Below are 14,361 nucleotides of genomic sequence, written 5' to 3'. Positions count from 1 at the left end.
CGAACCCTCACCACCGCAGCAGCACGAGTTCGACACTGACCCCGGGACCGAGCCCGATCATCACGCCCGCAGATCCCGGCGGAGGCGGGTCCGCGATGGCCTTGTCCATGGTCTTCTCCAGGATGTGCAACACCGATGCCGACGACAGGTTGCCCACCTCGGCAAGCGAACGCCTGCTCAACTCCACCGCGCTGTCGGGCAGCTTGAGGCTGTTCTGGATCGCGTCGATCACCTTCGGCCCGCCGGGGTGGCACACCCAGCAGATGATCTCGTCGACGGTGAGCCCGTACTCGGCCAGGAAAGAGGTGACGGTGCCACTCAGACGCGCTTCGACCACGTCTGCCAGCTCCGCGGTCAACACGATGCGAAAACCGTCCGCAGCCAGACGCCAGCCCAGCGTGTCGCCGCTGTCGGGGTAGACCTCGCTGCGCGTGGCGACCACCGTCGGGCCGCCGGCACCCGGTCCGCCGGTGGCCACCAGTGCCGCAGCGCCGTCGCCGAACAGGCCGGTCACCACCAGATCCGCCGTCTCGATGTCGGTCGTGGGCCAGCTCAGCGAGCAGAGCTCCACCGCAAGCAACGCCGCGTGATGGTCGGGCCAGGCCAACAGGTAGTCGTGCAGCCGGGCCAGCGCCGCCGCGCCGGCGACACAGCCCAGCCCGAACACGGGCAGTCGTTTGACGTCGGGGCGCAGTCCCAGCCGCGGGATCAGCCGGGCATCGAGCGACGGCACGGCCACCCCTGTCACCGACGTGACGATCAGCAGGTCCACGTCGCGTCCGGTCAGCCCGGCCGCGTCCAATGCTGCGCGCAGCGCACGCTCCCCGAGGTCGGCCGCCTCCTGGATGTAGCGATCGTTGGCGCGCTCGATTCCACGCACGTCGCGGTACTCGGCCAGCGGCAGGGCCGTGTGCCGGTACTGCACGCCCGCCTTGCCGTGCAGTCGCCTCAGCAGCACGCGCTCGTCCTGGGTCACACCGCTGAGCTCGGCCACCTTCTCCGTCAGCTCCGCCTGCGGATACCGATGCACCGGGAACTCGGAGTGCACCGCCAGGATCCGGCTGACCTCAGGTCTGGGCATAGCCACCCACGGCCAGAACCACGACGTCGACCGCGGCGATGCCGAACGCCGCCGCGAACGGCACCCGGCCCTTGCCGATGGCACCCACGGCCGCGAGCATCGCGGCGGCGCCCAACCCTGCCAGCGCCACCCACCGGCGTTGCGAGGCGAACACCAGAAGCACCGATGCCGACAGCAGCAGCACCAGCGCCGTTGTGCGTACGGCCCCGGCGCCCCACCGGGCGTCCACCAGCTGGGGCAGACCGTTGACACCGGCGGCCCGATCCGTCACAAGGTCGGGCAGCACGTTGGCGAAGTGGCCGCCGAGGCCGACCAGCGCCGCCGCCGCGGTGGCATACCAGGTGGGTATCGGTTGGCCCGGCAGCGTGCTCGCCGCGTAGGCCGGTATGGGACCGAAACCGAGCAGGTACATCAGGCCGGATGCTGGGGTCGATTTCAGCCCGAGGTTGTAGGCCCAGGCCGCGCCGACGATCACGGCCAGGATGACCGCAGTGGTGAGGCTGATTGCCAGTGCCATCGCCAGGGCCGCCAGCAGCGCGACGACGGCCGCGATCCACACCGCCTGCACACTGACGGCTCCCGTGGCCACCGGCTTGTCCGTCCGGCCGGCGGCGGCGTCCCGGTGCGCATCGACGGCGTCGTTGGACCAGCCGATCGACAGTTGACCGGCCAGCATGGCAGGAGCGGTCAGGGCGGGTCCGATGCCGTGCGGGGCCGACTGCACCGCGAGCAGGGCGACCAGCGCCGTGATGGCCAGCGACGGTCCCGGATGACCCGCGACGAGCAACGCCCCGGCGCGGGTGACGCTGGGTGGGCTGTCCGGCGGTGGACGCTGATCCCTGGTTCGCCTCATGTCTCCGCCCCGGCACCGCAGAAACCGTGAATCGGCTTGAGATGGACCGTTGACATGGTAGTAAATTCCGCGACGGAAGGTCGTGAAAAGGTGAGGCTTGCGCTGCGCGGCGCCAATCCCGTCGAGTGGCTCGCCCTGCGGGCCGGAATCGTTCCGACCGCCGCCGCCGAGGCATGGGGCGGGATGGCGCTCTCGGCGGTCGTCATCACCGCGGTACAGACCGGTGTCACCGCCCGACTCGCACGGCGGCCCGCGACCGCCGAGGAGCTCGCCGCCGAGCTGAGTCTCGATCCTGTGCCGACCCGGCTGCTGCTGGACTGTCTTCGGTCGGGTGGCCACGTCACCGTGCGGCGCGGGCGTTACCGGCTCACCCGCAGATCGCGGCGCTGGCTGGACCCGGAGTCCGCGCTGTCGGTCGCGCAGTACGTGGCGGGCGCGTCGGACTACTGGGCCTGGTGGTCGGACCTGGACGAGGTGACCCGCACCGGACGACCCGCCGGACACCACGACGCACCGCCCGGTGACCCGTACTGGCGGCGCTACATCGGCGGACAGCTGGAGCTCGCGCGGCTCAGCGCCGGCGAGGTGGCGAAAAAGATTCGGCTGCCGCGTGATTCACGGACATTGCTGGACATCGGCGGTGGCCACGGCTGGTACTCCGCGCAACTGTGTCGCCGGCATCCACAGCTCACTGCGACCGTGCTCGACCTGCCGGGCAGCGCGGCGATAGGCCGGGAGATCATCGCGGCGGCGGGGATGTCGGATCGCGTGGTGCACCGGGAGGGCGATGCCACGACAGACGATCTGGGCGGCGGGTACGACGCGGTGCTGTGCTTCAACCTTCTGCATCACCTGACGGCCGAGCAGACCGTCGAGCTGTTCGGCCGGATCCGCGACGCGCTGGCCCCCGGCGGGACGCTGGCCGTCATGGACGCCTTCGCCGAACCGAGCCGCCGGTCCTCCGCTCAGGCGAACGTCCTGGGTCTGTTCATGTACCTCAGCTCGGGGTCGCAGGTCCACCCTCCCGAGAAGCTGCACAGCTGGTTGCGCGACGCGGGGTTCGGTGTGCCGCAGCGGATCCCGATCCTGCGCATCCCTGGGCAGGCCATGTATATGGTCACCAAGGCCGTCGCGGCCTCGGAGTAGCTCTACTCCCCCGAGGCGTCGGACCCGCCACGGATCAGCTCCAGCGTTCCCGCCAATTCGTCGGGCTTGACCAGCACCTCGCGCGCCTTGGATCCCTCTGACGGCCCGACGATCTGGCGAGTCTCCATCAGGTCCATCAGCCGACCAGCCTTGGCGAAGCCGACGCGGAGCTTGCGCTGCAGCATCGATGTCGAGCCGAACTGGCTGGACACCACGAGTTCGACCGCCTGGAGGAAGACGTCCATGTCGTCGCCGATGTCCGGGTCGACGTCGGTGCGCTCGCCGGTCGGCTTGGCCGTGGTGACGCCTTCGAAGTATTCCGGTTCGGCCTGCATCTTGGTTGCCTCGACGACGGCCTGGATCTCCTCGTCGGAGATGTAGGCACCCTGGAGGCGGATGGGCTTGTTGGCGCCCATCGGCAGGAACAGTCCGTCGCCCATGCCGATCAGTTTCTCGGCGCCGGCCTGGTCCAGGATCACCCGGCTGTCGGTCAACGACGAGGTGGCGAACGACAACCGGGACGGGACGTTGGTCTTGATCAGACCGGTGACGACGTCGACCGACGGACGCTGGGTCGCGAGTACGAGGTGAATGCCTGCCGCACGGGCCTTTTGCGTGATCCGCACGATCGCGTCCTCGACGTCGCGCGGAGCGGTCATCATCAGGTCGGCGAGCTCGTCGACGATGGCCAGGATGTAGGGATACGGCTTGTAGACGCGTTCGCTGCCCAGTGGTGCGGTGATCTCACCGGAGCGGACCTTCTCGTTGAACACGTCGATGTGGCGCACCCGGTTGGCCTGCATGTCCTGGTAGCGCTGCTCCATCTCCTCGACCAGCCACGCCAGCGCGGCGGCAGCCTTCTTCGGCTGCGTCACGATCGGGGTGATCAGGTGTGGAATGCCTTCGTACGGTGTGAGTTCCACCATCTTCGGGTCGATCAGGATCATCCTGACCTCTTCTGGGGTGGCCCGCGCCAGCAGCGAGACCAGCATCGAGTTGACGAAGCTGGACTTACCGGAACCGGTGGAACCCGCCACCAGCAGGTGCGGCATCTTGGCCAGGTTCGCCGAGATGAAGTCACCCTCGATGTCCTTGCCGAGGCCGATGACCAGCGGATGGTGATCGCGACGGGTGGTCGGCGCGGTCAGCACATCGGCGAGGCGCACCATCTCACGGTCGGTGTTGGGCACCTCGATGCCGACGGCCGACTTGCCGGGGATCGGTGAGAGCATCCGGACGCTCTCGGTGGCCACTGCGTAGGCGATGTTCTTCTGCAGCGCAGTGATTTTCTCGACCTTGACGCCGGGGCCGAGTTCGACCTCGTACCGGGTCACGGTCGGGCCGCGGGTGCAGCCCGTGACAGCCGCGTCGACCTTGAACTGCTGCAGTACCGACTGGATGACCTCGACCATCTTGTCGTTGGCCGCGCTGCGCAGTTTCGGTGGGTCGCCGGCGACCAGCAGATCCAGCGACGGCAGGACGTAGGGACCCTCGACCACTCGGTCCAGCGAGAGCTCCGGCTCCTTCTCCTTGCGCGACTTCTTCCGCGACCGGGCCGGTGGCGCCGCAGTGAGCTCGTCGTCCTCGTCGACGGGGTAGTTGTCCATCGGGGACCCGGACGGTCCGTCGGGACGGTCCAGCGGCACCGTCGGTTGGGTAGCCGACGGCCAGGACTGTGCCTGGTCGTCGGCGTAGCCGTTCTCGTCGTCGTAGTAGCCGTCCGAGAAATCTTCGGCACCCCTGGGATCGGCGTCGTCGTAGTCCTCGTCGTACTCGTCGTCGTACTCGTCGTCGTCGTAGTCGCGCTGCCAGCGCGTCGTGAACATGTCCCGAACGGTCGAGGGCACCTCGCGGATCGTCGTCCCGGTCACCAGCAGCACGCCGAACAGGACACCGATGGCCAGCAGGGGCGCAGCGATCCACGCCGTCAGGCCGTCCGAGAGCGGTCCGCCGATCGCGAACCCGAGGAAACCGGAGGCGTGCTCACGTGCGACCGGATCCTGCGGCGATCCCGACCACAGATGCCACAGTCCGAGAGCGGGCAGGCCGATCATCGCGGAGCCGAGGATCAGCCGGGGCCGTGACTCCGGGTCCGGTTCGGAGCGCATCAGCGTGACGCCGACGGCGGCGAGCGCGACCGGAACCAGCACCACGGCGGAGCCGATGATCACGCGCACGACGGTGTCGATCCATTCGCCCACCGGCCGCGCCGCGTCGAACCAGGAGCTCGCCGCGACGACGACAGCAGCGCCGAGCAACGCCAATGCGATGCCGTCGCGTCGATGCCCGGGTTCCAGTTCCCGGGCCCGGCCCACCGACCGCGCGGTGCTTCCGGCGCCTTTGGCCACCATCAGCCAACCGGCCCGCACCCCTTTGCCGACGGCGGTGCCTGCCGAAGCGACAGCCGACGGAGTGCGTTTCGCTGGCTTGCGGCGCGGAGCCGACGGCCGCGCGGTCCGTCCCCCACCGCGTGAAGGGGCCTTTGACCTGGGCTGACGGGCAACAGATCGGGCCGCGGTCTTACTCGCCATGCCGGTAAGCCTAGTCGCAATTGCCTCAGATGCACCATCTGCCACACAGGTCACAAGCAGGTGTCAACCCGGACTCGGACCGGCTGCGGCACCCCGGCTGCGGCGGAACTCAGCCCGAACCCCCTCGGCTGCATCGACTACGCCGCGAACCAGACAGTACGGTGACATCTGTTCAGTCACACTCATCGAGGAGTTTCTGCATGCCGATCGTCGTCATCGCCACCATGACCGCCAAGCCCGAGTCCGTCGACACGGTCCGCAACGCATGTAAGCAGGCCATCGAAGCCGTGCACGGCGAGCCCGGCTGCGACCTGTACTCGCTGCACGAGGCCGACGGCACGTTCGTGTTCGTGGAGCAGTGGGCCGACGCCGACGCCCTGCAGACCCACAGCACCGCACCCGCGGTCGGCGCGCTGTTCGGCACCATCGGCGACCACCTCGACGGCGCTCCTGACATCAAGGTGATGCAGCCGGTGGTGGCGGGCGACCCGGCCAAGGGTCAGTTGCGGCCCTAATGAGCGCTTGCGCGAGGAAGCCAAGAGACAGCCATGGGTGAACTCAGCGGCAAGGTCGCCTTCATCACCGGTGCCGCCCGGGGGCAGGGCCGCGCCCACGCGGTCAAACTGGCCTCCGAAGGCGCCGACATCATCGCCCTCGATCTCTGCGCCCAGATCGAGTCGGTCCCCTATCCGCTGGCCACCGCCGAGGACATGGCCGCGACGGTCAAACTCGTCGAGGACACCGGCGCGCGCATCCTCACCTACGAGGCCGATGTCCGGGACCGCGACGCCGTCAAGTCCGCCGTGCGGGATGGCACCGAGAAGCTCGGCAACCGCCTCGACATCGTGGTCGCCAACGCCGGTATCGCGCCGATGGCGGCGGCGGAGGCGTGGCAGGACGTCATCGACGTCAATCTCACCGGCGTCTACAACACCATCGACGTCGCCATGAAACCCATGGTCAAGTTCGGCAACGGCGGGTCGATCGTGCTGACCAGCTCGGTGGCCGGTCTGGTCGGACTCGGCGCGCCGGTGGCGGGTTCGGTCGGCTATGCGGCGGCCAAGCACGGCATCGTGGGCATCATGCGGGTCTACGCCAATTTCCTTGCGCAGTACAGCATTCGGGTCAACTCGGTACATCCGGCAGCGGTGAACACGCCGATGATCGACAACGAGTTCACCCGGTCCTGGTTGAGCGGGCTCGCACAGGAGACCGGCGGTGGTCCCGACATGGGCAACGCGCTGCCCGTCTCGGCGCTGGAACCCGAGGACATCGCGAACGCGGTGTACTGGCTGGTGTCGGACTCGGCCCGCTACGTCACGGGGGTCACGCTGCCGGTCGACGCGGGGTACGTCAACAAGCGATGAGTGCCCGAAATGCCGCCGCACAGACCGCCTATGGGCCGATCGTGCTGGCGGCGATCGAGCACAACGAGCCACCGCAGCGCCGCCTCGTCGACGATGACCTCGCGGAAGCGTTCCTGCCCGGCCGTTTTCGGTTCCTGGTCTCCCTGACCCGCTCAGCCGCGCTGCGCCGAGCGGTGATGGCCGCCTCCGAACGCTCCGCGCCGGGCCTGTGGGCAAGCATCGTGTGTCGCAAGCGGTTCATCGACGAACGGCTGTCGGACCCGCTGAATGACACCGACACCGTGATCGTGCTGGGCGCAGGTCTGGATACCCGGGCCAGCCGGATCGCCCGCCACAGTGATCTGCCGGTCTTCGAGGTGGATCAGCAGGTCAACATCGACCGCAAGGCGGCGGTACTGCGCCGCGTGCTCGGCACGCCGCCCGCGTCGGTACATCTCGTCCCCGTCGACTTCGAGCACGACCCGCTGATACCGGCGCTGGAATCCCACGGGTACCACCGCGATCACCGAGCGTTCGTGATCTGGGAAGGCGTCACCCAGTACCTCACCCCGGACGCAGTGCGCTCGACGCTGGCGCAGCTGCGCGACATCGCGCCAGGCAGTCGCCTGGTCTTCACCTACGTCCGGCAGGACTTCATCGACGGCTCCAACACCTATGGAGCCGACCGGTTGTACCGCCGGTTCCGGACGAGTCGGCAGGTGTGGAAGTCCGGACTGGTGCCCGAGCAGGTCGCCGACCTGCTGGCCGGATACGGCTGGCGTCTGGTCGAGCAGGCCGGTCCGAGTTACTTCCGCGACCTCTACATCCGCCCCACCGGTCGGGATGTGGCCGCATCCGCTGTCGAGTGGACGGTCTTCGCCGAGCGCTGAGCGAGGTGTCGGCAGCGCCCATCCGAGGGTCCGCAAACTCGACTCACGTGCCGCCACCGGGCTGTCCCCCGCCGTGGGTGTCGGGGCGCGGGAACCGCGACGACTTCTGCGCCGGCTGGCCGGCGAGCGGTCAGCGCGCGGGGATCTGCGGTGCCACATGGGCTGATCGCGTAGGATCGCGGTGTCGGGCGGTTGTCGGCGGTGATCGGGTTCCGACTCCCTTTCAGGCATCAGACCTGAATTCGGACCTCGGTCGCAGCCGGTCCGCCCGCGGTGAGCAAATTAGGGCGCGCGACGACTGCGCTGGTCTTGTTCTGGCGATCGGGCGCGTTGAGGCTGTCGCGCACGGAGAGATGTGGCCATGGGACCCAGACCCACGTTCACGGCCCGGCAATGCCGAAACGACGCGCCGGTGGCGTCCATCCTGATCGCCGAGGACGAACCGCGCGTCTCGGCGTTCGCCAGGAAGGGCCTGTCCGCCAATGGCTTCTCGGTCACCGTGGTGAGCGACGGCCCATCCGCCTACACCCATGCACGCAGCGGCGATTTCGATCTGATGGTTCTCGACGTCAGCCGCCCCGCTGTGGACGGGTTCATGGTGCTACGACGTCTGCGCGCGGAAGGCAGCTCGATCCCCGTGATCGCATTGACCGCGCGGACCACCGCCGCGGACGCAGCGCAGCTTCTCGAGGGCGGGGCTCAGGATTGCCTGCCAAAGCCGTTCCGGCTGGAGAACCTGCTCGCCCGCGTCCGGCTGCGACTGAATCCGCGTCGCGCCCCCGAGCCGCGGTCGCTGGCCTACGGCGGCCTGCGGCTGGACCCGCGTACGCACCGAGCCCACGTGGGTGACTACTCGGTCGACCTTTCCGCGCGCGAGTTCGCGCTGGTGGAAACATTCCTGCGCCATCCGGGCAGAGTGCTGTCGCGGGAGGAGCTGCTGAGCGACGTGTGGGGATACGACGACGAACCCGGGTCCAACGTCGTCGACGTCTACATCCGATATCTGCGCCGCAAACTGGGCTCCGAGCGATTCGTGACCGTGCGGGGCCTGGGGTACCGGCTCGCCGCCGTGCCGTGACCCGCACCCCACCCGCACGGACACCCGAGAAATAGTCCCCTCAGCAAACAAATTGGCGACAATTTTGTTTGCCAGCGAACAAATGGCGTCTCGTCATTCACGGCCGAGCCGGTATACATCGCGAAACGCATTGCAGGCTGCGGAGACCGCGCGCTCGGCGCGACGAAAAGGCGGTTTATCAGTACAAACGCTGCAACCAGGGAGTTGTGACACATTCGCTGGAAACGTAAAGGGCAAAATTAACGCAATTTTTCATTTGCGGAATCCAGACTTTTCCAGGCTCGCTATTGCGATTGCCAAATGGCGTGCATACGATATCGGAGCAACGACATCGGCCACAGCCACGCGGCCGCCGCGCCATGGTTGACGAGGGGTAGCCATGAATCCGGCGGGATCGCACTGCCGGAGCGCGGCGTGCCGCGGTCGTGGTCAGCGGGCGCAGGCCCGTCGTGCCGGGCGAGTCAGATCTCGATGACCGTGGGAACGATCATCGGCTGTCGCCGATAGGTCTCCCCGACCCACTTGCCGACCGCGCGACGTACCCCCTGAGCGATGCGCGTCGGATCGGTGACATTCTGCGAGGCGAGATGATCCAGCTCGGCATCGACCTTCTGGGCAGCCGCCTCGAGCGCCTTGGGGTCTTCGGAGAATCCCCGCGAGTGCAGATGGGCCGGGGCGACCGGCTTGCCGGTGCCGCGCCGCACGATGACGGTGATCGCGATGAAACCCGAGGATAGGATCAGACGCTCACCCAGCGTGGCGTCACCCACGTCGCCGGTGATGAGGCCGTCGACGAACATCTTTCCGACCGGTACCGCGCCTGCGACGCTCACTCGGCCGGCAACCAGGTCGACGCTGACGCCGTTCTCGGCGATGACGATGTTGTCCTCGGGAATCCCTGCGCTGGCGGCGAGCGCGGCGTTGGCGCGCAACATGCGCCATGTTCCGTGCACCGGCATGACGTTGCGCGGGCGCACCCCGTTGTAGAGGAACAACAGCTCGCCGGCGTAGGCGTGACCCGAGACATGCACTCGCGCATGCTGATTGGTGACCACGCGGGCGCCGATCTTGGCGAGTGAATCCATCACGCCGAACACCGCTTCTTCGTTGCCGGGGATCAGCGACGAGGACAGGATGATGAGATCGCCATTGGTCAACGTGATGCTGCGGTGCTCGCCACGCGACATCCGGGACAACGCGGCCATCGGCTCGCCCTGTGTACCGGTGGTGATGAGCACCACCCGGTCGGCGGGCATCATCTCGGCGGCGGCGATGTCGAGGACATCCTCGTCGGCCACCTTGAGATAGCCGAGGTCACGTGCGATGCCCATGTTGCGGACCATCGACCTGCCGACGAACGAGACCCGCCTGCCCAGGGCCACCGCGGCATCGATGATCGACTGCACACGGTCGACGTTCGAGGCGAAGCACGCGACAATGACCCTGCCCTCGGCGCCCCGCATCAGACGGTGCAGGGCGGGGCCGACCTCGCTTTCCGATGGGCTGACGCCCGGTATCTCGGAGTTCGTCGAGTCGCAGAGGAACAGATCGACACCGGAGTCGCCCAGTCGTGACATCCCCGGCAGGTCGGTGGGTCTGCCGTCAGGTGGCAACTGGTCGAGCTTGATGTCGCCGGTGTGCAGCACCGTGCCCGCCCCGGTGTGGATACCGATGGCCAAGCACCCGGGGATGGAGTGGTTGACCGCGAAGTACTCGCACTCGAATACGCCGTGGCGTGAACTGCCTCCCTCGGCGACCTCGACGAACACCGGCTTGATCCGGTGCTCGCGGCATTTCTCCGCGATCAGCGCGAGCGTGAACTTCGAACCGACGACCGGGATGTCCGCGCGCTGCTTGAGCAGGAACGGGATCGCGCCGATGTGGTCCTCATGTCCGTGGGTCACCACCAGGGCTTCGACGTCATCGAGGCGGTCCTGCAGATGACGCAGGTCCGGGAGGATCAGATCGACGCCCGGCTCGTCGTGGGTGGGGAAGAGCACGCCGCAGTCGACGATGAGCAGGCGCCCGAGATGCTCGAAAACGGTCATGTTGCGGCCGATTTCGTTGATGCCGCCCAGCGCGGTCACCCGGAGGCCGCCCGGCGCGAGCGGGGCCGGTGGAGTCAATGCTAGGTCCACTACCGGAGCACCGATGCGGCACGCAGGTCAGCGGCCAGCGCTGCGATCTGTTCGTCGGTGGCCGGCATCTGCGGCAGCCTCGGATCCCCGACCTCGAATCCCTGCAGCCGCAGGCCCTCCTTCGACAGCGTCACTCCCCCGAGTCGGGTCTGGGCCGCGTTCAGCGGGCCGAGCCCGACACTGATCTTGCGAGCTGTCGCGACATCACCGGAGGCGAAGGCCGTCAACATGTCTCGCAGCTGACCGGCGGCGAGGTGGCCCCAGACGCTGATGAAGCCGACGGCACCCACGGCAAGCCACGGCAGATTCAGCGCGTCGTCACCGGAGTAGTACGCCAGCCCCGTCTCGGCGATGATCTGGCCACCACCGTGCAGATCGCCCTTGGCATCCTTGATCGCGACGATGTTCGGGTGTTCGGCGAGCGTGCGAATCGTGTCCCACTCGATGGGAACCACCGACCGTGGCGGGATGTCGTACAGCACGTTGGGCAGGTCGGTGGCGTCGGCGACCGCGGTGAAGTGGGCGATCAGACCCGCCTGCGGTGGTCGCGAGTAGTAGGGCGTGACGACCAGAAGCCCGTGCGCGCCCTCCGCGGCGCTCGCCTTGGCCAGGTGCACGCTGTGCGCCGTGTCGTAGGTGCCCACCCCGGCGATGATCCTGGCGCGGTCGCCGACCGCGTCGACAACGGTGCGCAGCAGCAGAATCTTCTCGTCGTCGGTGGTCGTGGGCGATTCGCCGGTGGTCCCCGACACCACCAGGCCGTCGCAACCGGCGTCGATGAGGCGGGTGGCCAGGCGGGCGGCGGTGTCGGTGTCCAGCGACCCGTCAGGCTTGAACGGAGTAGCCATGGCGGTCAACATGGTGCCCACTCGGGCCGGTGCGTCGAATCCGCTGGTGCTCACGGGCACCAAGATTACCCGGTCACCCTCGCGCCCCACGAATGCCTTTCCGGCTCACACCTCGGTTGCCAGCGGGCTGGTGGCCACCTCGGTCCCGTCGGCCAGCACGGTGATCTCGAAGTCGGAGAACACCTGGGGCGCGACATCGGCCAGTTGTCGCAGGCACTCGATGGCCAACCGCCGGATCTCCACGTCGGCGTGTTCGCTGGCGCGCATCGCGATGAAGTGCCGCCAGGCGCGGTAATTGCCCGTGACGACGATCCGGGTCTCGGTGGCGTTGGGCAGCACGGAGCGGGCCGCCTGGCGCGCCTGCTTGCGGCGCAGTGTCCCACTGGGCTGATCCCCCAGCGCCGCCTCCAAGCCGTCAAGCAACTCGCCGTAGGCGGCGAAACTCGCGTCGGCGGCCTTGGCGAAGATCTCCAGCAGCTCCGGGTCGTCCTCGATCCCCGGCGGAGCGACGACCCGTGAGTCGTTCTCGGGTACGTAGCGCTGCGACAGTTGTGAGTACGAGAAGTGCCGGTGCCGGATCAGTTCATGGGTGCACGACCGCGACAAGCCGGTGATGTAGAACGACACCGACGCGTGCTCGAGCACGGAGAAGTGGCCCACGTCGATGATGTGGCGCAGGTAGGCGGCGTTGGTTGCGGTGCGGGGATTGGGCTTCGACCAGCTCTGGTAACAGGCCCGCCCGGCGAACTCCACCAGCGCGGCACCACCGTCGGCGTCGGTGCTCCACGGCACATCCGAGGGCGCCGAGAACTCCGTCTTGGCGATCAGCTGCACACGCAGCGGCGCGATCTCGGCCACCGGGAGAGCCTAGCGGTCGCGCTCCGCGCGCGACGCGCAAGCATCGACGTTAGGGTTCGCCATGGACACTCCGCCGGCCCCTGCCACGCTCGCCGCGCGCCTGCTCGATGTCATCAGCAGCGACATCCTTCCGCTGACCGAACGCGGTGTCGCGCGCGGCAACAAGGTGTTCGGAGCTGCACTGCTGACCAAGTCGGACCTGTCGGTGGTCATCGCCGGAACCAACGACGAGACCGACAACCCGTTGTGGCACGGCGAGATCAACACGCTACGGCAGTTCTACGCGATGCCGGACCGACCGGCGACCAAAGACCTTCTCTTCCTCAGCACCCATGAGCCGTGCACGCTGTGCCTGTCGGCCATCACCTGGGCGGGGTTCGACAACTTCTACTACTTCTACAGCCACGAGGATTCCCGCGACAGCTTCGCGATTCCGCACGATCTGGTGATCCTCAAAGAAGTGTTCGGCCTCGACCCCGGGGGCTATCGGCGCACCAACGAGTTCTGGACGGCGCATGCGATTGCCGACCTGATCGAGACCGGATCCGACGCGGTACGCGCCGAGCTGCTGGCACATCGCGACCGCATTCACGACCGCTACGCTTTGCTGTCGTCCCAGTACCAGGAATCCAAGGGCGACAACGACATTCCGCTGAACTAGCGGCTTCGCCGAGGACTACGCCGGATGGATGCTGGGTCTAGCGGTTGGCGTTGACGAAGTCGACGACCACCGCGGCGAGTTCGGCGCCCTTGTCCTCCTGGAGGAAGTGTCCACCGCCGGTGATCGTGATCTCCGGCTGCCCCTGCGCACCCGGAATCAGTCTGCGCAACGGCGCATCGCCGCCCCTGGTGATCGGATCCGAGTCGGAGAACGCGCACAGGAACGGCTTGTCGAACCGTCGCAGACCCTCCCAGGCCGCCCGGTTCGCCGGCGCGGCGGGGTCGTCGGGCCTGATCGGCACGAGCGTGGGGAACTGCCGCGCACCGGCCTTGAACGACTCGTCGGGAAACGGCGCGTCGTATGCGGCGATGACCTCCGGCGACAGTGTGGTGACGCAGCCGCCGTCGATGATGCGGCCAACCGGGAAGTCCGGCGTCTCCTGGCTGAATCGCTGCCAGGCCAGAAACGCCTCGCCGGGCTGCTGGTCACCGGTCGGCAGGGTCGTGTTGGCCGCCACCACGCGGGCGAACCGGTCGGGGTGCTCGCCGACCAACCGCAGGCCGATCAGACCGCCCCAGTCCTGACACACCAGGGTGATGTCGGTCAGGCCGATGGCCTCGATCGCCGCCCACGTCCAGTCGATGTGCGACTGGTAGGTGTAGTCCTCGCGACGGGTCGGCTTGTCGCTGCGGCCGAACCCGACTAGGTCGATGGCGACAGCCCGTAGACCCGCGTCGACGAGCACCGGGATCATCCAGCGGTACAGGTAGCTCCACGACGGCTCGCCATGCAGGAGCAACACCACGGGGCCGTCGGCGGGACCCTCGTCGAGGTAGTGCATACGTAGGGAGTCCACCTCGACGTACCGCGGCTCGAACGGGAAGTCCGGCAGGTCGGCGAAGCGCTCATCGGGGGTGCGGAGAACATCCAT

General features: G+C 67.9%; 13 protein-coding genes. 6 read left to right on the top strand and 7 right to left on the bottom strand.

Annotated elements, in window-relative coordinates:
- Positions 1 to 7 precede the first annotated feature (7 nt).
- Together EL337_RS11120 and EL337_RS11115 are read right to left on the bottom strand one after the other, a co-directional pair.
- Positions 8 to 1,081, bottom strand: a complete 1,074-nt coding sequence (locus tag EL337_RS11120; protein ID WP_048634709.1) for a type III polyketide synthase — start codon at positions 1,079 to 1,081, stop codon at positions 8 to 10.
- Entirely contained in the window at positions 1,068 to 1,934 is an 867-nt protein-coding gene (locus EL337_RS11115; RefSeq protein WP_048634708.1) for a UbiA family prenyltransferase, read from the bottom strand. The genes EL337_RS11120 and EL337_RS11115 overlap by 14 nt, the downstream gene beginning before the upstream one ends.
- A gap of 90 nt (positions 1,935 to 2,024) precedes the next feature.
- On the opposite strand from EL337_RS11115, the gene EL337_RS11110 reads away from it, so the two are divergent.
- Positions 2,025 to 3,080 carry a class I SAM-dependent methyltransferase gene (locus EL337_RS11110; protein ID WP_048634707.1) on the top strand — a complete coding sequence of 352 codons (1,056 nt, stop codon included), beginning with the start codon at positions 2,025 to 2,027 and terminating at the stop codon, positions 3,078 to 3,080.
- Positions 3,081 to 3,082: 2 nt separating this feature from the next.
- On the opposite strand, the gene EL337_RS11105 is transcribed toward EL337_RS11110, so the two are convergent.
- A complete protein-coding gene (locus EL337_RS11105; protein ID WP_109860214.1) occupies positions 3,083 to 5,611 on the bottom strand; it encodes a DNA translocase FtsK in 2,529 nt (842 codons plus the stop codon).
- Positions 5,612 to 5,811: 200 nt separating this feature from the next.
- Between EL337_RS11105 and EL337_RS11100 the strand changes: the two genes are divergently transcribed.
- From EL337_RS11100 to EL337_RS11085, 4 genes are all read left to right on the top strand, one after another.
- On the top strand, positions 5,812 to 6,126 hold the full coding sequence (locus EL337_RS11100) for a putative quinol monooxygenase (protein ID WP_048634705.1): 315 nt from the start codon (positions 5,812 to 5,814) through the stop codon (positions 6,124 to 6,126).
- 33 nt (positions 6,127 to 6,159) lie between these two features.
- The gene (locus tag EL337_RS11095) at positions 6,160 to 6,978 is read left to right on the top strand and encodes a mycofactocin-coupled SDR family oxidoreductase (protein WP_048634704.1); all 819 of its coding nucleotides are present in this window, start codon (positions 6,160 to 6,162) and stop codon (positions 6,976 to 6,978) included.
- Positions 6,975 to 7,847 carry an SAM-dependent methyltransferase gene (locus EL337_RS11090; RefSeq protein ID WP_048634703.1) on the top strand — a complete coding sequence of 291 codons (873 nt, stop codon included), beginning with the start codon at positions 6,975 to 6,977 and terminating at the stop codon, positions 7,845 to 7,847. Before EL337_RS11095 ends, EL337_RS11090 begins: the two co-directional genes overlap by 4 nt.
- Positions 7,848 to 8,259: 412 nt before the next feature.
- Positions 8,260 to 8,925 carry a response regulator transcription factor gene (locus EL337_RS11085; RefSeq protein WP_048634702.1) on the top strand — a complete coding sequence of 222 codons (666 nt, stop codon included), beginning with the start codon at positions 8,260 to 8,262 and terminating at the stop codon, positions 8,923 to 8,925.
- A 461-nt stretch (positions 8,926 to 9,386) separates the two neighbouring features.
- On the opposite strand, the gene EL337_RS11080 is transcribed toward EL337_RS11085, so the two are convergent.
- The 3 genes from EL337_RS11080 to thyX are packed head-to-tail and all read right to left on the bottom strand — an operon-like array spanning position 9,387 to position 12,769.
- Positions 9,387 to 11,063, bottom strand: a complete 1,677-nt coding sequence (locus EL337_RS11080) for a ribonuclease J (RefSeq protein WP_048634701.1) — start codon at positions 11,061 to 11,063, stop codon at positions 9,387 to 9,389.
- Complete coding sequence (gene dapA, locus EL337_RS11075) at positions 11,063 to 11,971, bottom strand: 4-hydroxy-tetrahydrodipicolinate synthase (RefSeq protein WP_197724221.1); 909 nt, start codon at positions 11,969 to 11,971, stop codon at positions 11,063 to 11,065. Before dapA ends, EL337_RS11080 begins: the two co-directional genes overlap by 1 nt.
- A 45-nt stretch (positions 11,972 to 12,016) precedes the next feature.
- Positions 12,017 to 12,769, bottom strand: a complete 753-nt coding sequence (gene thyX / locus EL337_RS11070) for an FAD-dependent thymidylate synthase (RefSeq protein ID WP_048634699.1) — start codon at positions 12,767 to 12,769, stop codon at positions 12,017 to 12,019.
- Positions 12,770 to 12,830: 61 nt separating this feature from the next.
- Here thyX and EL337_RS11065 point away from each other — a divergent pair, with 61 nt between their 5' ends.
- Positions 12,831 to 13,430: a tRNA-specific adenosine deaminase gene (locus EL337_RS11065; protein WP_048634698.1), complete on the top strand. Its 600-nt coding sequence runs from the start codon at positions 12,831 to 12,833 to the stop codon at positions 13,428 to 13,430.
- A 37-nt stretch (positions 13,431 to 13,467) separates the two neighbouring features.
- Here the strand turns inward: EL337_RS11065 and EL337_RS11060 are convergent, their stop codons facing one another.
- Positions 13,468 to 14,361, bottom strand: a complete 894-nt coding sequence (locus tag EL337_RS11060) for a haloalkane dehalogenase (RefSeq protein WP_048634697.1) — start codon at positions 14,359 to 14,361, stop codon at positions 13,468 to 13,470.

The organism is Mycolicibacterium aurum (assembly GCF_900637195.1).
GTDB classification, from domain to species: Bacteria; Actinomycetota; Actinomycetes; order Mycobacteriales; family Mycobacteriaceae; genus Mycobacterium; species Mycobacterium aurum.
Note: the sequence above shows the minus strand (reverse complement) of the source record. Positions and strands in the feature narration are given on the sequence as shown.